Source organism: uncultured Ramlibacter sp. (assembly GCF_936925435.1).
Lineage (GTDB): Bacteria > Pseudomonadota > Gammaproteobacteria > Burkholderiales > Burkholderiaceae_C > Ramlibacter.
Window position 1 is genome coordinate 173,468 of the sequence record NZ_CAKZHQ010000022.1, and the last position, 19,739, is coordinate 193,206.

Consider the following 19,739-nt stretch of genomic DNA (forward strand, 5'->3'; position numbering starts at 1 on the left):
ACGGTCGCCGTAAGCAACAGCTACGACCGTCCCTTGCGTTGACGCGCCCGGCGCACCTGGCGGCTTGCACCGTCCATTGCCTTGGCGTCGGCCCGCTCCCTGGCCTGCTTGGCGCGGCGCTCGCGAAAGCCCCGGCCCAGCACGCGGGCGACAACAAAGGTGGCAATGAAGCACACCAGGGCAAAGGCGATGGCACCAGTGCTGAGGTTCATATCGGCAGAATCTGAAAAAACAAAACCCGCCAGAAGGCGGGTTTTGAAGGTTTTGGCGGAAACGGAGGGATTCGAACCCTCGATGAGGCTCTACACCCCATACTCCCTTAGCAGGGGAGCACCTTCGGCCACTCGGTCACGTTTCCTGCAAATGCGATTATAGGCGCTCAGACAGCCGGCTGATCCAGATCGAAGGCCTTGTGCAGCGCGCGCACGGCCAATTCCATGTACTTCTCGTCGATCACCACCGAGGTCTTGATCTCGCTGGTAGAGATCATCTGGATGTTAATGCCCTCTTCGGACAGGGCGCGGAACATCTTGCTGGCGATGCCCACGTGGCTGCGCATGCCGATGCCCACGATGCTGACCTTGCAGATCTTGGTGTCGCCTTCGATGTGGTCGGTGCCCAGGCTGGGCAGCACCTTGGCCTTGAGCAGGTCCACGGTGCGCGCGTAGTCGTTGCGGTGCACGGTGAAGCTGAAGTCGGTCTTGCCGTCCTTGCTGATGTTCTGGATGATGACATCGACCTCGATGTTGGCATCGGCCACCGCGCCCAGAATGTTGTAGGCAATGCCGGGCTTGTCCGGCACGCTCAGGATGGAGATCTTGGCTTCGTCGCGGTTGAACGCGATGCCGGACACGACGGCTTGTTCCATTTGTTCGTCTTCCTCGAAAGTGATCAGCGTCCCGGAAGCCGCCTCTTCATTGATGTCGATGTCCCAGGGCGTGAAGCTCGACAGCACGCGCAGCGGCACCTTGTATTTGCCGGCGAATTCCACCGAGCGGATCTGCAGGACCTTGGAGCCCATGGAGGCCATCTCCAGCATCTCCTCGAAGCTCACCGTGTGCAGGCGCCGCGCCTCGGGCACGACGCGCGGGTCGGTGGTGTACACGCCGTCGACGTCGGTGTAGATCAGGCACTCGGCGGCCTTCATGGCAGCGGCCACGGCCACGGCCGAGGTGTCGCTGCCGCCGCGGCCCAGGGTGGTGATGTGGCCCTGGTCGTCCACGCCCTGGAAACCGGTGACGATGACCACCTTGCCGGCGGCCAGGTCGGCACGCACCTTCTGGTCGTCGATCGATTCGATGCGGGCCTTGGTGTAGGCGCTGTTGGTGCGGATGGGAACCTGCCAGCCGGCGTAGCTGACCGACTCCTGGCCTTCTGCCTGCAGGGCAATCGCCAGCAGGGCCGACGAGGCCTGCTCGCCAGTGGACGCCAGCATGTCGAGCTCGCGGTCGTAGGCCGGCGAGGCCTTGCCCGGCGCCAGTTCCCTGGCCAGGCCCAGCAGGCGGTTGGTCTCGCCGCTCATGGCGCTGGGCACGACCACCATCTGGTGGCCGGCGCGCGCCCATTTGGCCACGCGCTTGGCGACATTGCGGATGCGCTCGGTCGAGCCCATCGACGTGCCGCCGTATTTGTGAACGATCAGTGCCATTGGAATGGAAAGGATGATGCGGCGAGAAATGGAAAAGGCCCCGACAGGGCGTGCCGCGTGAAACCCTGGGATTATACCGAGGGCGGGAGGGCGGCCGCGTAGCCCAGGGCGGCCCCCTGCCTGAGCACGAAACCGGCGCCGACCTTGATGCGGATGGCGTGGCCGCGCGTGGTGCAGGCCGCCACCTGGTCGAGCAACTCCTCCAGCTGGGCGGCGCTGGCGGCAGCCCCGTGCTGCGCACGCAACCAGTGCCGCAGCAGATTGGCCTGGCGCGAGCGCGGCAGCGCCTGCAGCACGGCGATGGCCGGCGGCGCGCCCGCGGCCACGAGGTCGTCGGCGGCCAGCGCGGCCAGCAGTTCCTGCGCCTGGGCCGCATGCCGGGCCGAGCGCGCAAAGGTCTCGCGAAACTGCGGAAAGGCTTGCTCCAGCGCGGGCAGCAGTTGGTGGCGGATGCGGTTGCGGGTGAAGGAGGTATCGGCGTTGCTGGGGTCCTGCACACAGGCGATGCCGGCATCGTCCAGCCATTGCCGCAGCGCCGCGCCGCTGGTGCCCAGCAAGGGCCGCTCGAAGCGCATGCCGTGCCGCTCGAAGCGCGCCGGCATGGCCGCCAGGCCCGGCAGGCCGGCGCCACGGCTCAGGGCCAGCAACAGGGTCTCGACCTGGTCGTCCGCATGCTGGCCCAGCAGCACGCAGGCCAGGCCGTTGGCCTGCGCCGCGCCGGCCAGCGCCCGGTAGCGCGCGCGCCGGGCCGCGTCCTCCGGGCTCTCGCCGGACGCGTGGCGGGCGTCGACCCGCAGGGCATGCAAGGGCACACCGGCCTGCTCGCAGACGGCCATGCAATGGCGCTCGAAGTCATCGGCCGCCGCCTGCAAGCCGTGGTGGACATGGATGGCATGGACCTGGCCGGGCCAGGCCTGTGCCGCGGCCAGCAGCAAGGCAGTGGAGTCGGCGCCGCCGCTGAAGGCGACTGCCAGCGGCAGGGACGGATTGAGCCCCTGCAAAGGGGCCAGGGCGGGGTTGCCCCCCGTGCTAGCGGGCGTCGGCCTTGGTGTCGGTGAAGCGGCCATAGCCTTGCAGCCGCTCGTAACGGCGGTCCAGCAACTCTCGCACCTTGAGGTCGCTGACCTGACGCCAGGCATCGTTGAGGGCGCGCTTGAGAAAAGCCGCCATCTGCTTGTGGTCACGGTGGGCACCACCCACCGGCTCGTTGACGATCTTGTCGACCAGGCCCAGGGCCTTGAGGCGGTGCGCGGTGATGCCCATGGCGTCGGCCGCGTCCTGCGCCTTCTCGGAGGTCTTCCAGAGGATGGAAGCGCAGCCCTCGGGGCTGATCACCGAGTAGATCGAGTACTGCAGCATGACCACCTGGTCGGCCACCGAGATGGCCAGCGCGCCGCCGGAGCCGCCCTCGCCAATCACCGTGGTGATGATGGGCACTTCGAGCTGGGCCATCTCGTAGATGTTGCGGCCGATGGCCTCGGACTGGCCGCGCTCCTCGGCGTCGATGCCCGGGTAGGCACCGGGCGTGTCGACGAAGGTGAAGACCGGCAGCTTGAACTTCTCGGCCGTCTTCATCAGGCGCAGCGCCTTGCGGTAGCCCTCGGGCCGGCTCATGCCGAAGTTGCGCAGGCCGCGCTCCTTGGTGTCGCGGCCCTTCTGGTGGCCCAGCACCACGCAGGCGTTGCCGTTGAAGCGGGCCAGGCCGCCGACGATGGACAGGTCATCGGCAAAGTGGCGGTCACCGTGCAGCTCGATGAAGTCGGTGAAGATTTCGTTGATGTAATCGAGCGTGTAGGGACGTTCCGGATGGCGGGCGATCTTGGTGATCTGCCAGGGCGACAGCTCGCTGTAGATGTCCTTGGTCAGCTGCTGGCTCTTCTTGCTCAGCTGGTCGATCTCCTCGGAGATGTCGACGGCCGACTCGGTCTGCACATAACGCAGTTCTTCGATCTTGGTCTCGAGTTCGGCAATGGGCTGCTCGAAATCCAGAAAGGTCTTCTTTGCCAAGGTGTGCTCCTTGTAGGGGGTCGTTGCCCGTCAGTAGGCCACGGGCAGGGGGTCGAGCGAGCGCCAAATATACCAAGTCGCGACACTGCAATAGGGCTCCCAGGCGGCGGCCACCTCGCGGGCGTCGCTGCGACTGACCGGGTCGCCGGAAAAGTAGTTTTTGCTGATGCCGGTGATCAGGCCGACGTCGTCCAGCGGCAGCACGTTGGGGCGCATCAGGTGGAAGATCAGGAACATCTCGGCAGTCCAGCGGCCGATGCCGCGGATGCCCACCAGCTCGGCGATGACGGTTTCGTCGTCCATGGCCTGCCAGGCCTCAACGCGGATCGCGCCGGAATCGAAATGCAATGACAGGTCGACCAGGTACTCGATCTTGCGCGCCGACAGGCCGGCCGAGCGCATGTCGTCGACCTTGAGCTTGAGCACATTGCCCGGCAGCATGCGCCGCGGCAGCTTGGCGAAGCGGTCCCACACGGTCTGGGCCGCCTTCACCGAGATCTGCTGGCCGACGATGCTGCGCGCCAGCGTGGTGAACGCGTCGCCGCGCGACTGCAGGCAGCCGTCGCCGAACTGCGGGATCAGGCGCTTCATCACCCGGTCTTTTTTGGCCAGGTGCCTGCAGGCCTCGTCCCAGTAGCCCGGGGTGATCAGTTCCACCGCGTCGCTCACTGGAGCGCCTCCCAGGTGGTGCCGGCAGCAGAGTCCTTGAGCACGATGCCCTGGGCCAGCAGTTGCTGGCGGATGCGGTCGGCTTCGGCGAAGTTCTTCGCGGCCTTGGCGGCAGCGCGTTCGGCGATCAGGCCAGCGATGCTGGCCTCGTCGAGCGCCGCGCCGGCCTGCAGGAAGGCCTTGGGCTCCCCCTGCAACAGGCCCAGCACGCCCCCCAGGGCCTTGAGCTGGCCCGCCGCTTCGGCGCTGCGGCTGCGGTTGACGTCGGCCGCCAGCTCGAATAGCACGGCCACGGCCTCGGGTGTGCCGAAGTCGTTGTCCATCGCCGCCTTGAAGCGGGCCGCGTGCGGTGCGGACCAGTCGATCCCGGCCTGGGCCGGCGCCACCAGGTCCAGGGCCGTGTACAGCCGCTTGAGCGAGGCACGGGCGTCGTCCAGGTGCACATCGCTGTAATTCAGCGAACTGCGGTAATGGGTACGGACGATGAAGAAGCGCACGGTTTCCGCATCGAACTTGCCCAGCACGTCGCGGATGGTGTCGAAGTTGCCCAACGACTTGGACATCTTCTCGTTGTCCTTGTTGACGAAGCCGTTGTGCATCCAGAGCTTGGCCAGGGGCACGCCGTTGGCGCCCTCGCTCTGGGCGATCTCGTTCTCGTGGTGCGGGAAGGTCAGGTCCAGCCCACCGCCGTGGATGTCGAAGGTCTCGCCCAGCAGGGCGCAAGCCATGGCGGAGCATTCGATGTGCCAGCCGGGGCGGCCCCGGCCATAGTCGCTGTCCCACTGCGCGTCCTGCGGTTCATGCGGCTTGGCAGGCTTCCACAGCACGAAGTCCAGCGGGTCTTCCTTGCCATCGAGCACGGCCACGCGCTCACCGGCATGCAGTTCGTCCAGCGACTTGCCCGAGAGCTTGCCGTAGCCCGGGAAGCGCCGCACGGCGTAGTTCACGTCGCCGCCCTCGGCCCGGTAAGCCAGGCCCTTGGCCTCGAGCTTACGCACGATGTCCAGCATCTGCGGCACGTAGTCGGTGGCGCGCGGGTCGTGAGTGGGCCGCTCGATGCCCAGGGCGTCGAAGTCGCGGTACATCTCGGCGATCATGCGGTCGGTCAATGAGCGCACGCTCTCGCCGTTCTCGACCGAACGGCGGATGATCTTGTCCTCGATGTCGGTGATGTTGCGCACGAAGGTCACGCGCAGGCCGCTGGCCTTGAGCCAGCGCTGCACCACGTCGAAGGCAATGTTGGCACGGGCATGGCCCACGTGGCACAAGTCATAGACCGTGATGCCGCAGACGTACATGCGCACATGGCCGGGTTCAAGCGGAGAAAAGTCCTCCAGAGCACGCGACAGCGTGTTGTAGATTCGCAGGCTCATGGGTGTATCAGGGGGCCGGGCTGCGGTGCATGCCGGCGGCGCAATTCGGATTGGCTTTGTTCGTCAGGAGTCCGGGGCCCCGACGGGGTGCCCCGGCTACAATCCGATGCAGTATATAGCCCGTGGTACGGGCTTGTCACACGTGTAGATCCAAGAGGCCTTCATGACGCATGCCCGCTTTCCCGTCCCCAAAACGCTGCGCCTGGTGGCCCTGGCCGCAGCCCTGCTGGGGCCCGTCGTCGCATTCGCCGATGACTACAGCGACGTCAACCAGTTGATGCGCTCGGGCAAGCTCGCCGAAGCCCTGACCAAGGCCGACCAGGTCCTGGCAGCCAAGCCCCGCGACCCGCAGATGCGTTTCCTCAAGGGCGTGATCCAGACCGAGGCCGGCCGGCCGGCCGAGGCCATCACCACCTTCACCAAGCTTACCGAGGACTACCCGGAGCTGCCCGAGCCGTACAACAACCTGGCCGTCCTGTATGCCGGCCAGAGCCAGTTCGACAAGGCCCGCGCAGCGCTGGAGATGGCCATCCGCACCAACCCCAGCTATGCGACGGCGCATGAGAACCTGGGCGATGTCTACGCGAAGTTGGCCAGCCAGGCCTATAGCAAGGCACTGCAACTCGACGCCAGCAACACCGCCGTGCAACCCAAGCTGGCGCTGATCCGCGATCTGTTCACCCCTGGCGCCAAGGGCTCCAAGCCCGGCGCCCCGGCCGCTGCCGCGCCCGCCCCCGCCGTGGTCGCCAAGGCGCCAGCGGCCGCCGGCCCGGTGACTCCCGCCCCCGCCCCGGCTGCGGCGGCTCCCGTACCAGCCGCTGCGCCCGCTGCCGCCGCGCCCGCAGCGCCAGCCTCGGCAGCCAGCCGCGAGGTCGAAGCCGCCGTGCAGGCCTGGGCTACGGCCTGGGCCGCCAAGGACATGGGTGGCTACCTGGGCGCCTACGGCAAGGAATTCGATCCGCCCGGCGGTCAGGCCCGCAAGGCCTGGGAAGACGAGCGGCGCAGCCGCATCGTGGGCAAATCCCGCATCAGCGTGAAGCTCAGCGACGTCGCGGTGTCGGTCAACGGCAGCAAGGCCACGGCGAAATTCAAGCAGGCCTACAGCGCCGACACCCTGAACGTGTCCAGCCGCAAGACGCTGGAACTGGTCAAGGCCGGCGACCGCTGGCTGATCGTGCGCGAAAGCACCGGCGCCTGATCACGTGGCTAGCGCCGCGCCGGCGCACAGGGTGTTGCCGTTTTGAATTCTTCTCTTTGTCTGTCCAAGCCATGAAGCGGGCGTTGCTCGTCCTTTGCTGCGTGCTGTCGGTCGCCCTGATGGCGGCGCAGGCCTGGGCCGCGCCGCAGAAAAAGGCCAAGGCCCGCAGCCAGGCGCCGGTGGTGCGCGATGGTGAGGCAGAAGCCCGGCTGCTCGAGGTCTACCGCCTCATCGGCCAGGCCCAGGGCCGCCAAGCCCTGGCCAAGGCCGAGGCGCTGGTGACCGAGCATCCCAATTTCCAGCTGGCCCAGCTGGTCTACGGCGACCTGCTGGCGTCGCAAAGCCGGCCGCTGCGGGCCCTGGGCGATGTGCCGGACGCAGTGGCCAAAAGCGGCGCGCAACTCCTGAGCGACCTGCGCGACGAGTCCGCGCTGCGCATCCGCGCCCTGCGCGAACGGCCGCCGGCAGGGACCATCCCCGCGCAATTCCTGCAGCTGTCGATGCGCAACAAGCACGCCATTGCCATCGACAGTTCGCGCGCCCGCCTCTACCTCTTCGAGAACACAGGCGGCGAACTCAAGCTGCTGGCCGACTACTACATCTCGGTGGGCAAGTCCGGCATTGAAAAGGCGGTGGAGGGCGACCTGCGCACACCGCTGGGCATCTACTTCGTCACCAGCAACCTCGACCCGAAGTCGCTGAAAGACTTCTACGGTGTGGGCGCCCTGCCGATCAACTACCCCAACCCCTACGATGCGCGCCGCGGCAAGACCGGTGGCGGCATCTGGCTGCACGGCACGCCGCCGGCGCAGTTCTCGCGCGCGCCCAAGGCCACCGACGGCTGCGTGGTGCTGGCCAACCCGGACCTGCAGCGCATCATCCGCACGGTGGAGATCCGCACCACGCCGGTCGTGATCGCCGACAAGCTCAACTGGGTCACGCCGCAAAGCGTGCAGCCCGACAGCCGGCGTTTTGCCGACACGCTGCAGGCCTGGCGGGCCGCCAAGGCCAGTGCCGACATGACCCGCCTGCTGGCGTTCTATTCGGCCGATTTCTCGTTCTACGGCAAGAACCTGGCCGAATGGACACCGGCGCTACGCAGCGAGCTGGACAAGGCCCGTGGCCGCGACATCCAGCTCAAGGACGTGTCCTACCTGCACTGGACCGACAGTGCCGATACCATGGTGGTCACCTTCGGCGAAGTGCCCGAAGGCGCCCGCAGCGGCCCGGTCAAGCGCCAGTACTGGCTGCGCCAGGGGACGCAGTGGAAAATCTTTTTCGAAGGAGTGATCGGATGAACCCATTGGCCCTGGCAATGACGCGACGCGGCGCGGCCGCCCTGCTGTATTGCAGCCTCGCAGGCGCAGGTGCTCTGGCACACGCCAACGATGCGCCGCGCGTGAAGTTCGCCACCACGGCCGGCGACTTCGTGGTTGAGGTCTATCCCGACAAGGCGCCCAAGACGGTGGACAACTTCCTGCAGTACGTCAAGGACAAGCATTACGACGGCACGGTCTTCCACCGCGTCATCGACAACTTCATGGTCCAGGGCGGCGGCTTCGACACCAGCTACGCCCAGAAGCCGACCCGTTCGCCGGTGGCGCATGAAGGCCGCGAGGCGCTGGCAAAGGGTGGGGCCAAGAACGTGGTGGGCACGCTGGCGATGGCGCGCACCAACGACCCCAACTCGGCCTCCTCGCAGTTCTTCATCAACGTCAAGGACAACGCCTTCCTTGACCCCACCATCATCCCGCCCGGCGACCCGGTGCCCCGGTTCGAATACCAGGGCAAGGTCTACGAGAACATCGCGCGCGCCCAGTTGGTCAATGCGCCTCAGCTGTTCGGCTACACGGTGTTCGGCAAGGTCGTCAGCGGCATGGATGTCGTCAACAAGATCAAGGCCGTGCCCACCGCCGCGGGCGGCCCCTTCCCCTCCGACGTGCCCAAGACGCAGGTCGTCATCACGTCGGCCACGCTGGTCAAGTAAACATTCGCAAAGGATTTCCCATGAGCAACCCCAAAGTCGAACTGCACATCGCCAACCACGGCGTCATCACCCTTGAGCTGGACGAGGCCAAGGCGCCCAAGTCGGTCGAGAACTTCCTGAACTACGTCAAGAAGGGCCACTACGACCGCACCATCTTCCACCGCGTCATTCCCGGCTTCATGGTCCAGGGCGGCGGCTTCGAACCGGGCATGACCCAGAAGCCCACCGACGCGACCATCGAGAACGAGGCCAACAACGGCCTGAAGAACGACAACTACACGGTGGCCATGGCCCGCACGAATGCGCCGCATTCGGCCTCCTCGCAGTTCTTCATCAACATCGCCGACAACGCCTTCCTCAACCACACGGCGCCCAGCGCCCAGGGCTGGGGCTACGCGGTGTTCGGCAAGGTCGTGGCCGGCACCGAGGTGGTCGACAAGATCAAGGCCGTCAAGACCGGCCGCAAGGGCTTCCACGACGACGTGCCCAACGAAGACGTGGTGATCGAAAAGGCCGTGGTCGTCGCCTGACGGCCGCCCCGCCTGCCCATGGACGCTGCATTGCCCCGGTTCGGCCAGGTGCTGGCGCCGCCGGGCTGGCGCAGCGTGGAGCTGATCTCCGACCTGCACCTGCAGGCGTCGGAGCCCGCCACCTTCGAGGCCTGGCGCAGCTACATGCGGGACACGGCGGCCGACGCCGTGTTCATCCTGGGCGACCTGTTCGAGGTGTGGGTCGGCGATGACGCCGCCGCGCAGCCCGGCTTCGCCGCCGACTGCGCCGCCGTGCTGCAAGCGACCAGCGCTGCGCGGCCGGTGTTCTTCCTGCACGGCAACCGCGACTTCCTGGTTGGTTCTGCCTTCCTGCAGTCCTGCGGCGTGACCCTGCTGGAAGACCCCAGCGTGCTGGACTTCGCCGGCCGGCGCTGGCTGCTCTCGCACGGCGACGCCCTGTGCCTGGCCGACACCGACTACCTGCGCTTTCGCCAGCAGGTGCGCCAGGCCGGCTGGCAGCGCGACTTCCTGGCCAAGCCCCTGGCCGAGCGCCAGGCCATCGGCAGAGCGATGCGCGAGCAAAGCGAGGCGCGCAAGCAGCCCGATAGCGGCTGGGCCGACGTCGACAGCGGTGCGGCGCTGGCCTGGTTGGCAGCAGCCGGCGCCGATGTGCTGGTGCACGGCCACACCCACAGGCCCGCCCGACACGCCCTGGATGCGGTCCGTGAGCGCATTGTCCTGACCGACTGGGATGCCAGCGCGGTGCCGCCACGCCTGCAGGCCCTGCGCCTGGACAGCGCCGGAGCGCAGCGCATCCCCCTGGCCTGATGTTTGGCTGGTTCAAACCGGGCCGCGCCACGCGCGCCATCCCCGAGCCCCTGTGGCAGGACGTGCTGGAGCGCCACCCCTTTCTGGCCGAGCGTGCCGGGCGTGATCTGCCACGCCTGCGCGAACTGGCCGGCCAGTTCCTGGCCAGCAAGGAGTTCCATGGTGCTGCCGGCTTCGACGTCAGCGACGAGATGGCCGTGGCCATCGCCGCCCAGGCCGTGTTGCCGGTGCTGCACCTGGGCCTGGCCTGGTACGACGACTTCGTGGGCATCGTGGTCCACGCCGGCGAGGTGCTGGCCCAGCGCACGGTGACGGACGAGGACGGCGTGGTCCACCACTACGACGAGGTGCTCGCCGGCGAAGCCATGGACGGCGGCCCCGTCATGCTCAGCTGGCAGGACGTGGAAGCCGCCGGCGACAGCGCCGAACAGGGCTACAACGTTGTGATCCATGAGTTTGCGCACAAGCTGGACATGCGCGACGGCGAGCCCGACGGCTGCCCGCCACTGGCCAACCGCGCGGCGCGGCAGGCCTGGCTGGCGGTCATGCAGGCCGAGTACGAGAGCTTCCGCGAGAAGGTCATCATCGCCGAGCGCTTCGGCGGCGAGTCCACCTGGCTAGATCCTTATGGGGCGCAGTCCATCGACGAGTTCTTCGCCGTGACCTGCGAGGCCTGGTTCGTCAACCGCCAGCGCTTCATGGACGAGTTCCCCCGCCTCACACTGCTGTTCGAAAGATTTTTCGGCCTCTAGCCCCCGTCAAATGGGCGCAGGCCGCTATCAAATAGATAGCGGCCTGCGTTCTTTCAGTCGCGCAGCAGGACCTTCAGCACGTTCTGCAGGCGGCGTGCGACCTGCGGCTCGTGCGTCGACGCCAGCACGCGCGCTGCATCCTGGCCCCAGGTCTGGGCCGGCGAAGGATCGTTGCGCCTGGTCAGCAGCTGCAGCTGCAGCAGGCGGCGCGCGCTGATCTGATCAGCCGGCGTCGGCACTTCGGCGGCGATCTCCAGCCGCAGCAGTGCCTCGCCTGCATCCTTGGCCGGCGCTGCGCCCAGGGCCTGGGCCCAGCTGCCGCGCACGGCCGGCGACACCGACTTGCCCAGCTCGCTCTGGCTGGGCACCTGGTCGGCTGCCCGCTTCTCCCAGGCCGTGATCAGCTGGGTCAGCGCCTCGCCATGGGCCTGGGCCGCCAGCTTCCTGAGGGTGGACTGGGCGTGTTCGAGTGCGTCGCGTTGCGCGCGGAAGGCGGCATCGCCCAGACGCGGGCCGCGGTCTTCCTGCTCACGGTCGCCAAAGCGCCCGCCCCGGTCACCGCGGTCACCGCGGTCACCGCGATCGCCCGGCTTGTCGCCAAAGCGCCCGCCTGGAGCGCCCTTGCGGTCACCGAACTTGCCGCCGCGGCCAGCCGCAGCCGGCTCGGCCTTCTTCATGCCGGGGCGGTCGTCGCCACGCATGGCGATGACCGGCTTGGGCGGCGCCTTGGGCGGGGGTGCCACAGGCGCGGCAGCCGCATCCGGCGCAGCGGACTCGGCGCCCTCGCCTTCCGGCGCTGTTGTTTCGGCTGCGGCGGCAGAAGCAGCCGGCGCGAGCTCGGCACGGGACGCAGCCTCCTCGTCCTCTTTTTTCACCGCGGCCGCTGCCTGGGCCTGACCGCGCAGGGCGGCGTCCAGGCCGGCCATTGCGGCGCGGATCTTGTGCGCATCACCGTCGGCGTTGGCAGCTTCCAGGGCCTTGGAGGCATCGAGCACGGCGCGGTCGCGCTCGCTCAGCGCCGCAGCGGCATGGTCGCGTTCTTCACCCTTGCGGTTGAAGGCTTCGTCAATCGGCTTGCGGAATGCGTCCCAGAGCTTTTGCTCGTGCTTGCGGTCCAGCGGCACGCCCTGGGCTTCGACCTGCCAGCGCTGTTGCAAAGCCTTGACGGCATCGACACGCAACTGGGGCGCTGCGCCCAGAACCCTGGCCTCGTCGATCAGCGCATGGCGGCGCTCCAGGCTCTGCTTTTGCATCGTTTCAAGAGGTGCGGCGGCGCCATGGATGGCTTCTTTCCACAGCGGCTGCAGTTCGGCATAGGCCTTCTCGCTGAGGTGGCCGGCATCGCGCCAGCGGTCGGAGAACTGGTGCAGGATGCGGTTGAACCCTTTCCAGTCGCCATCCTTGGCCGTCTGGTTGTCCGCACCCCAGGCTTTGACTTCCGCGATCAGGGCCAGGCGCTGCGCCTTGTGCTCCGCCGCCTCGGACTTGACCTTGTCCAGCCAAGCCTCGACCACCTTGTAGGCCTCGTTGCAGGCGTCGTCGAAACGCTTCCACAGGGCGTGGTTGGGCGGGCCACCCTGGTCGGTCTGCTTCCACTGCTCGCGCAGCGCGCGCAGGCTCTCCTGCATCTTGCGGCCGCCAAAGCGCGGCTTGCGCGCCTGGCTCTGCGCAGGCGCAACCGCTGTAACCGGGGCAACCGGCGCTGCAGCCTCCGCGCCTTCGACCGGGGGCACGACAGCTTCGGCTTCGGCTGCGGTTTCTGCTGCGGGGGCGGGCGCCGGAGCGGCTGGAACGCGCTCGAACAGCGCCTCGGCCTTGGCCACCAGCTCCTGGCGCAGCTGGTCGGCACGCCAGCGTTGCCAGCCTTCCAGTTCACCGGCTGCCGCCAGGGCGGCATGGGCCTGGCTTTCCAGCTTCTCGCCGGCCAGCTTGCCGTGTTCCTTCAAGGCGTTGCGCAGGGCTGCTGCCGCGCCGGCGCTGGCCTTGCCATGGCCTTGGGCGATTTCCTGCTCCAGCTTGGCAAGCGGCTCGCGCACGGCTTGTGCTGCCTTGGCCCGCACTTCCGGATCGACCTTGGGCCGGCCCGGCTTGGCCTGCGCTTCCACCGGCAAGCCGCGCGCAGCGCGCATCTCGTCGGCCCAGACCTGCACTGGCGGAAGCGGCGCAGCAGGATCTGCATCGGCGGCGGTCGCGAGCGCCAGCGCGCCCTGGAAAGCGTCCCACACGGCCTGCAGTTGCCCCCGCGATGCTTCCAGCAAGGGCGGGAATTTCACATCCACGCTGGCCCAACCCGGATCTGCCAGCAGGCCGCTGGCCTGCGTCTGCCAATCGGGCACGTCGGCGGCCAGGATGGCGGCGGCCGCGCTGGCATCGCGCCAGGACTTCATGGACAGCACCTCGATGCGCTGCGCCAGCAGGACAGCCGCCTCGCGCTGCACCTGCACGCGATGCTGCAGGTCTTCGATGCTACGCACACGGTCGGCCAGTTGCGTCTTGAGCGACGCCAGAGGTTCGCGGCTCAGGGGCGCGCCGGCCTTGGCGGCATCGCGCTGCCAGGCCATGGCATCGGCGATATTGAGCTTGCCCTGGGCCAGCAGGCCCTGCGCCTTGTCGGCCCATTCCGCGCCAATGGCCTCCTGGCCCTTGCTGCGCTTGATCTCGTCGAGGCGCTCGCGCAGCAGCTTGGCTGCCCCCTTGTCGCGGCCGCTGAGTTCACGGTACACCTCCTGCATCTGCTCCACGGCGGGATTGGCGGCAAGCCAATCGCGCACGCGTGCTGCGCGCTCGCCCGATGTGGGAGCCGTGAAGGCGCCGCCGGTCAACGCGTCAAGCGCCTGGGTGTCGTTGGATTTGATGCTGGCTTGGGTCACTGAATGTCTGGCTCTCAAATAGATAGCTGCCCCCGGCGCGAGGGCAAACCGCTATTCTCGCCGCGAAACAGCTGCCCTCGCGCGGCAGTCGGTCTGCGCCACCTGCCCAACAAAAGAGAAAGCCCGGAAGGAGGCCTGAAGCCACCCTGCCGGGCTTGACGGCTGACACGAGGTCTTTTGCCGTCGAGGGCCGCAGACAAGGAGATTGAAGTCCCCATCTGCGTCGGAGGCAAGAGATTGCCTCCAGGAGGGGCCGGGGCTACCACCGAAGTGGCCCTACCGGCTGAGTGCCCGATCACTCGGGCCTTCCAAAGTTAGGCGAGGCGGCCGCCCTTTCCCAATCTGGGTTTTCAATCGCGCGGGGCCGCGTGATTGCGGCATTTGCATTGACAAGTCCCTGCGCAGAGCTGTCTTTCGCAAGGAGCTATATTGAGACCGGTCCGCCAAATCCTGTTACCCGAACGCAGTCCGACGAACGGTCGCAAGCCCATTCAATTCCACATGATGGATTTGAAGGAATTGACGGGCCAAACTCAAGAATTCCCAAACTCTGCCGACAGGCCCCGCCCCTTGCCTTGCGGTCGCGCTCTCCTTTTGGGAGCACAGCGCCGCGCAACAAGGGTTTGCAGGCCTTGTCTGACATCCATATGCGCCATTCGGGGACATGTTTCCAAGCCTTCTTGTAGGTAAATTCCTGATGTCTTATGTAATTTTAGAAATTAAAAACTAATTTCATATTCTTGACTGCATATTTAGACCCCCCCTAGAATCCGCCGTCCCTGGCAAAAGTACCAGGGGCCATTCGAATCGCTGCCGAACCGGCTAAGTCGAATCGCTGCAGTAGGTCTTGAGAGACCACCAGCTTTTTGATGGCGTACCAATCCAAACGAGGGGCCAGACGTTTGTGATGCCTGCAAGGCAGCACACCACGGACCGGCCCCGCGCGTAGAAAGGAAGTGCTATGACAGCGCTAGGAAAAATCGCCGCAGGCCTGCGAACCTTCGCATCCGATATCGCCCAAGGCTTTTTTGAGATCACCCACAATGGTTTTGCCCTCGTCGGCCTGACCGTCGTGTTTTCCGTGATCACACTGACTGCCCGGCCTGACCTGCGTCAGACCGGCGAAACCAAGTTGATGGGCTGGCTGCAGGCCAGACAGGCCGCAACCCTGGGCATGGTGCCCGAGCTCGACGCGATCGATCGCGCCACGGCCACCAATCCCAAGGACCTGCCCAAGCAGCAGGCGGCCGTGGCCTACTGGCTGAGCAAGAAATACAAGGTGGCTCCCGAACCGCTGAGCGCCCTGGTGGCCGAGGCGTATGAAATCGGCGCCCGGGCGAAGCTGGACCCCACGCTCATCCTGGCGGTGATGGCCGTGGAATCGGGCTTCAACCCCTTTGCCCAGAGCCCGGTGGGCGCACAAGGCCTGATGCAGGTCATGACAGGCGTGCACAGCGACAAGTACGAGAGCTTCGGCGGCAAGCTGGCCGCGTTCGATCCCGTCACCAACCTGCGGGTGGGCGTCAAGGTGCTGCAGGAATGCATCCAGCGCAGCGGCTCACTGCACGGCGGGCTGCGTTTTTATGTGGGCGCCGCCAACCTGGGCGACGACGGCGGCTATGCCGACAAGGTGATGGCCGAGCATGCCCGCCTGCTGCAAGTGGCCTCCGGCCGTGCCGTGCCACTGCTTGCGCCGCCCACAATCCGGACCATCGCCCCAGCTCCCCAAGCCGAGCCGGTGGCCGAGGACAAGGTCGCCGCGCTGGTGATCTCCTGACTTTCAGGGCCTCAGCTACACTAGCGCTGTACGCGACTGGCGATAGGCGCGGCGCCCTCCGGGCGACCCGCTGACGTGGAAATGCAACCACTGGGAAGCGTGCCGCCGGGGGCCTTGGCAACCGACGTTCAGCCGTTCGCCTGGGCAGCCCTTGTCTGACCGCAGGGAGCCATTGTCTTCAGGACTGCCGCAATGTACCAACGCAATATTCTCATCGAGCAAACCGATCCCGAGCTCTGGGCTGCCATCCAGGCGGAAAACGCCCGCCAGGAGCAGCATATCGAGCTGATCGCCAGCGAAAACTACGCCTCGCCGGCTGTCATGGCGGCCCAGGGCACCCAACTGACGAACAAATACGCCGAAGGCTATCCCGGCAAGCGCTACTACGGCGGCTGCGAGCACGTGGACGTCGCCGAACAGCTGGCCCTGGACCGCATCAAGCAGATCTTCGGCGCCGAAGCCGCGAACGTGCAGGCGCATTGCGGCGCGTCGGCCAATGAGGCCGTCTTCCTGGCCTTCCTCAAGCCCGGAGACACCATCATGGGCATGAGCCTGGCCGAAGGCGGCCATCTGACCCATGGCATGGCGCTGAACATGAGCGGCAAGTGGTTCAACGTGGTGAGCTATGGCCTGAACGACAAGGAAGAGATCGACTACGACGCCATGGAGCGCAAGGCCCATGAGTGCAAGCCCAAGCTGATCATTGCGGGCGCATCGGCCTACTCGCTGCGCATCGACTTCGAGCGCTTCGCCAAGGTGGCCAAGGATGTGGGTGCGATCTTCATGGTCGACATGGCCCACTACGCCGGCCTGATCGCCGCGGGCGTGTATCCCAACCCGGTGCCGCATGCGGACGTGGTCACCTCCACCACGCACAAGAGCCTGCGCGGTCCGCGCGGCGGTTTCATCCTGATGAAGGCGCAGCACGAAAAAGCCATCAACAGCGCGATCTTCCCCGGCCTGCAGGGCGGTCCGCTGATGCATGTGATCGCCGCCAAGGCCGTGGCCTTCAAGGAGGCATTAGCCCCGGAATTCAAGGTCTACCAGCAGCAGGTAGTCAAAAACGCCCAGATCGTCGCTGAAACCCTGGTGCAGCGCGGCCTTCGCATCGTCAGCGGCCGCACTGAAAGCCACGTCATGCTGGTGGACCTGCGTGCCAAGGGCATCACCGGAAAGGAAGCCGAGGCGGTGCTGGGCGACGCCCACATGACGATCAACAAGAACGCCATCCCCAACGACCCGGAAAAGCCCATGGTCACCAGCGGTGTGCGCATCGGCACGCCGGCCATGACCACCCGCGGCTTCAAGGAAGAAGAGGCGCGCATGACAGCCAACCTGCTCGCCGACGTGCTGGACAACCCACGTGACGCGGCCAACATCGCAGCCGTGCGCGACAAGGTCAACACCCTGACCAGCCGCTTCCCGGTCTACAAGTGATGGCCGCGCGATGAAGTGCCCGTTCTGCGGCAACGTCGACACCCAGGTGGTGGAAACGCGCGTGGCCGAGGACGGGGACTTCATCCGCCGCCGCCGCCAGTGCGGCAGCTGCGAGAAGCGCTTCACAACCTATGAGCGGCCGGACGTCACCTTTCCCTCCGTGGTCAAGAAGGACGGCCGGCGCATCGATTACGAGCACGCCAAGCTGGCTGCGTCGATGAACCTGGCGCTGCGCAAGCGGCCGGTCAGCACCGAGCAGGTCGACGGCGCCATGGAGCGCATCGAGGAAAAGCTGCTGAACCTGGGCGTGCGGGAGATCCCCTCGACCCGCATCGGCGAACTCGTCATGCGCGAACTCAAGAAGCTGGACAAGGTCGCTTATGTCCGCTTTGCCAGCGTTTACCGCAGCTTCGAGGACATCGACGAGTTCAAGACGCTGGTGGACGAGGTCAGGCGCTAGCGGCACCGCCGGTCACTGCCTTCCAACCGCCCGTCTGGCCGCCATTGCGGCTGCAAACCGTCACGACGGACAATCGGTCCATGCGTAGATCATACGGGTTCACTTTGGTCGAACTGCTGGTCGTGATGACGATTCTGGGCATCCTGTCAGCGATCGCCGTGCCCTCCCTGCAGCGGTTCATCCGGTCGAGTTCCATGTCCAGCGCGGTCAATACCTTCATGGCGGATGCACGCTACGCCCGAAGCGAGGCAATTCGCCGCGGTGGTGGGGTGGTTTTGTGCAGAAGCAACTTCCCCGAAGCGGCGGCCCCGGTTTGTAATACTGGCTCAGGCCCAGGCGGCAATGGATGGGTGAGCGGCTGGATCGTCTTTCACGACCTGAACAGGGACGGCGACAAGGATGCAAACGAGCCTGTTTTGCGTGTCCAAGCGGCCATCACAAGCGTCAATTCCATCGTGGATGCACCTGCGTCGACAAAGCTCAATTTCGTCGGCAGTGGCAGATTGAACCTGGGCGCATTGGCGAGCTTTCAATTCGGAAGCACTCCGCAGTTTGCCAATAGTGAGCAACGCGTACTTTGTGTCAGTCGCGGTGGGCGTGTGCGCATCGCCGGCGACGGAACGGCGGGCTGCGCATGACTGCTTTTCGCCGCTCCCTTTCCCGCGAAGCGGGCTCAAGTCTGATCGAGGTGCTTATCGCAATCCTGGTGCTGTCGTTTGGCATGCTGGGCCTCAGCGGCATGCTTGCGTTTGCCGTCCAGGCCCCCAAGCTGTCAGGCAATCGCGCAACCGCCGCCAACCTGGCCTCCAGCCATGTGGAACGAATCCGCGCGAATCCAGCTGGTTTTTCCGGCGGGAACTACGCCAAGCCGCTCACCTACGACGAAACCTTCAACAGCATTTCGGTGACCGCGTGCGCCTACCCCAATTGCACGGTCTCCTCGCTGGCCGACATGGACCATGGCGAAACAGCCAGGGCCATCCGCCTCGCACTGCCAGCTGGGGGGATGCTGATGTCCTGTGACCCCTCGCCGTGCAACGAAACCTCATACGGCAATCTGTGGGTGATCTGGCAGGAACCCGCCACGTCGGCCACGCTCAGTGGCGCCAACTCCGACAATTGTCCTGCGGCGGTCGCAAGTTTCGTCAATCCGGTGCCGCGCTGCCTCTATGTGAGGTTCAAGCCGTGAAAATTGCCCAGATCATTTCGGGTCCGCGTCCGAGCCGCCTCGCCGGCCTGACACTCATCGAGTTGCTTGTTTCGATGGTGCTGGGACTGTTGATCATCCTGGCGGCGACCTCCACCTACCTCGGAGCATCCGGAGCGGGCCGGATGGCGGAAGCCCAGGGCCGCATGAACGAAGACGGACAGGCTGCGCTCTCGATCCTGTCGCAACAAATCCGGATGGCCGGCAACAATCCGGACCAGCCCAACCGGGTCGTGGAAAGCCGCCGCAACCCGGTGTACCTGCCCAATACCTTGACCTCGACGCTCACACTGACTGCGTTTTCGATTCGCGGCTGCGACGGCAAGGCGACCAACATCACGGCCACAGTCACCATCGATGGCCTGACATGCGCAGCGGGCACCTCAACGCTTCCAGATTCGATCGCGATCAACTACGAGGCCGATATTTACAACACGCCGCGCATAGCCTCGAGCGGGGGGCGGCCGAGCGACTGCCTGGGAAGCCAGCCCGGCACAGCGACAGCGAATCTGAGCGTCATCAATGGGGCTGGCACGGGAACACTGACCAGCGCCGTGAACTACCACGTTGCCGAGAATAGGTTCTTCATCGGAACCTCCACGGCCATCGTCTCGCCCAGCCTGTATTGCCGCGGCAATGGTGGAGCGGGTGCATTCGAGCCGCTCGTCGAAAACATCGAAGACCTGCAGTTCACCTACGGCACCGTGCCTGCAAACGCGACCTCCACCAGCGTCAATGTGGCCGGCTACCTGAGCGCCGCCTCGGTGCTGTCGGAATCGACTCTGGCAGCGCTCACGACCGACGCCGACCGGTGGGGCAAGGTGGTCGCCGTCCGGATTTGCGTGGTCGCCCGCAGCGAAGCCCCTGTCGTGAACGATGCGGCGTCCGCGCGCTATCTCAAATGCGATGGCACCGTCGAGGAGAACCCGCCCGACCTGCGATTGCGGCGCGCCTACACAACCACGGTCGTCCTGCGCAATCGCCTCTAGCCGGCGCCAACCTCGATCTACGCCACCGAACCGTCGCCATGCAAGA

Annotated in this window: 19 protein-coding genes, 1 tRNA gene and 1 riboswitch; of the genes, 12 read left to right on the forward strand and 8 right to left on the reverse strand. The window is 66.2% G+C overall.

Annotated elements, in window-relative coordinates; all coding sequences use genetic code 11:
* Nucleotides 1–20: 20 nt before the first annotated feature.
* The 7 genes from Q0632_RS10890 to cysS all read right to left on the reverse strand — a co-directional run bounded on the left by Q0632_RS10890 (nt 21) and on the right by cysS (nt 5,697).
* Nucleotides 21–212 (reverse strand): hypothetical protein, encoded by a 192-nt coding sequence (locus Q0632_RS10890; RefSeq protein ID WP_298928804.1) that lies wholly within the window; start codon nt 210–212, stop codon nt 21–23.
* 53 nt (nt 213–265) lie between these two features.
* Nucleotides 266–358: transfer RNA gene (locus tag Q0632_RS10895), tRNA-Ser, on the reverse strand.
* A 21-nt stretch (nt 359–379) separates the two neighbouring features.
* Entirely contained in the window at nt 380–1,648 is a 1,269-nt protein-coding gene (locus Q0632_RS10900) for an aspartate kinase (RefSeq protein WP_298928805.1), read from the reverse strand.
* A 71-nt stretch (nt 1,649–1,719) separates the two neighbouring features.
* Nucleotides 1,720–2,649 carry a tRNA lysidine(34) synthetase TilS gene (gene tilS, locus Q0632_RS10905; protein WP_298928850.1) on the reverse strand — a complete coding sequence of 310 codons (930 nt, stop codon included), beginning with the start codon at nt 2,647–2,649 and terminating at the stop codon, nt 1,720–1,722.
* Between the two features lie 28 nt (nt 2,650–2,677).
* On the reverse strand, nt 2,678–3,655 hold the full coding sequence (locus Q0632_RS10910; protein WP_298928854.1) for an acetyl-CoA carboxylase carboxyltransferase subunit alpha: 978 nt from the start codon (nt 3,653–3,655) through the stop codon (nt 2,678–2,680).
* 30 nt (nt 3,656–3,685) lie between these two features.
* Complete coding sequence (locus Q0632_RS10915) at nt 3,686–4,339, reverse strand: DNA-3-methyladenine glycosylase 2 family protein (RefSeq protein ID WP_298928916.1); 654 nt, start codon at nt 4,337–4,339, stop codon at nt 3,686–3,688.
* Entirely contained in the window at nt 4,321–5,697 is a 1,377-nt protein-coding gene (gene cysS, locus Q0632_RS10920; RefSeq protein ID WP_298928858.1) for a cysteine--tRNA ligase, read from the reverse strand. Before cysS ends, Q0632_RS10915 begins: the two co-directional genes overlap by 19 nt.
* Nucleotides 5,698–5,860: 163 nt before the next feature.
* Between cysS and Q0632_RS10925 the strand changes: the two genes are divergently transcribed.
* From Q0632_RS10925 to Q0632_RS10950, 6 genes are read left to right on the forward strand one after another with little or no spacing between them, the layout of a single operon-like run.
* Nucleotides 5,861–6,895: a tetratricopeptide repeat protein gene (locus Q0632_RS10925; RefSeq protein WP_298928860.1), complete on the forward strand. Its 1,035-nt coding sequence runs from the start codon at nt 5,861–5,863 to the stop codon at nt 6,893–6,895.
* Nucleotides 6,896–6,951: 56 nt separating this feature from the next.
* Nucleotides 6,952–8,193 carry a L,D-transpeptidase family protein gene (locus Q0632_RS10930; RefSeq protein WP_298928863.1) on the forward strand — a complete coding sequence of 414 codons (1,242 nt, stop codon included), beginning with the start codon at nt 6,952–6,954 and terminating at the stop codon, nt 8,191–8,193.
* Nucleotides 8,190–8,882, forward strand: a complete 693-nt coding sequence (locus Q0632_RS10935) for a peptidylprolyl isomerase (protein WP_298928866.1) — start codon at nt 8,190–8,192, stop codon at nt 8,880–8,882. Before Q0632_RS10930 ends, Q0632_RS10935 begins: the two co-directional genes overlap by 4 nt.
* Before the next feature lie 20 nt (nt 8,883–8,902).
* Complete coding sequence (locus Q0632_RS10940) at nt 8,903–9,412, forward strand: peptidylprolyl isomerase (protein WP_298928869.1); 510 nt, start codon at nt 8,903–8,905, stop codon at nt 9,410–9,412.
* Between the two features lie 18 nt (nt 9,413–9,430).
* Nucleotides 9,431–10,201: a UDP-2,3-diacylglucosamine diphosphatase gene (locus Q0632_RS10945; RefSeq protein ID WP_298928872.1), complete on the forward strand. Its 771-nt coding sequence runs from the start codon at nt 9,431–9,433 to the stop codon at nt 10,199–10,201.
* A complete protein-coding gene (locus Q0632_RS10950; protein WP_298928875.1) occupies nt 10,201–10,953 on the forward strand; it encodes a zinc-dependent peptidase in 753 nt (250 codons plus the stop codon). Before Q0632_RS10945 ends, Q0632_RS10950 begins: the two co-directional genes overlap by 1 nt.
* Before the next feature lie 53 nt (nt 10,954–11,006).
* Here the strand turns inward: Q0632_RS10950 and Q0632_RS10955 are convergent, their stop codons facing one another.
* Nucleotides 11,007–13,823, reverse strand: coding sequence for a DUF349 domain-containing protein (locus tag Q0632_RS10955; RefSeq protein WP_298928878.1), 2,817 nt, complete (start codon nt 13,821–13,823; stop codon nt 11,007–11,009).
* Between the two features lie 961 nt (nt 13,824–14,784).
* On the opposite strand from Q0632_RS10955, the gene Q0632_RS10960 reads away from it, so the two are divergent.
* The 6 genes from Q0632_RS10960 (at nt 14,785) to Q0632_RS10985 (ending at nt 19,693) form a co-directional block, all read left to right on the forward strand.
* Entirely contained in the window at nt 14,785–15,600 is an 816-nt protein-coding gene (locus Q0632_RS10960; protein WP_298928881.1) for a lytic transglycosylase domain-containing protein, read from the forward strand.
* Between the two features lie 22 nt (nt 15,601–15,622).
* Nucleotides 15,623–15,753: riboswitch (ZMP/ZTP riboswitch) on the forward strand.
* Nucleotides 15,754–15,792: 39 nt separating this feature from the next.
* Nucleotides 15,793–17,037, forward strand: coding sequence for a serine hydroxymethyltransferase (glyA, locus tag Q0632_RS10965; protein WP_298928884.1), 1,245 nt, complete (start codon nt 15,793–15,795; stop codon nt 17,035–17,037).
* A gap of 10 nt (nt 17,038–17,047) precedes the next feature.
* Nucleotides 17,048–17,497 (forward strand): transcriptional regulator NrdR, encoded by a 450-nt coding sequence (gene nrdR / locus Q0632_RS10970; RefSeq protein ID WP_298928887.1) that lies wholly within the window; start codon nt 17,048–17,050, stop codon nt 17,495–17,497.
* Nucleotides 17,498–17,577: 80 nt separating this feature from the next.
* Nucleotides 17,578–18,135 (forward strand): GspH/FimT family pseudopilin, encoded by a 558-nt coding sequence (locus Q0632_RS10975; RefSeq protein WP_298928889.1) that lies wholly within the window; start codon nt 17,578–17,580, stop codon nt 18,133–18,135.
* Nucleotides 18,132–18,686, forward strand: coding sequence for a type IV pilus modification protein PilV (gene pilV / locus Q0632_RS10980; protein WP_298928891.1), 555 nt, complete (start codon nt 18,132–18,134; stop codon nt 18,684–18,686). Before Q0632_RS10975 ends, pilV begins: the two co-directional genes overlap by 4 nt.
* Complete coding sequence (locus Q0632_RS10985) at nt 18,683–19,693, forward strand: PilW family protein (protein ID WP_298928893.1); 1,011 nt, start codon at nt 18,683–18,685, stop codon at nt 19,691–19,693. The genes pilV and Q0632_RS10985 overlap by 4 nt, the downstream gene beginning before the upstream one ends.
* Nucleotides 19,694–19,739 lie beyond the last annotated feature (46 nt).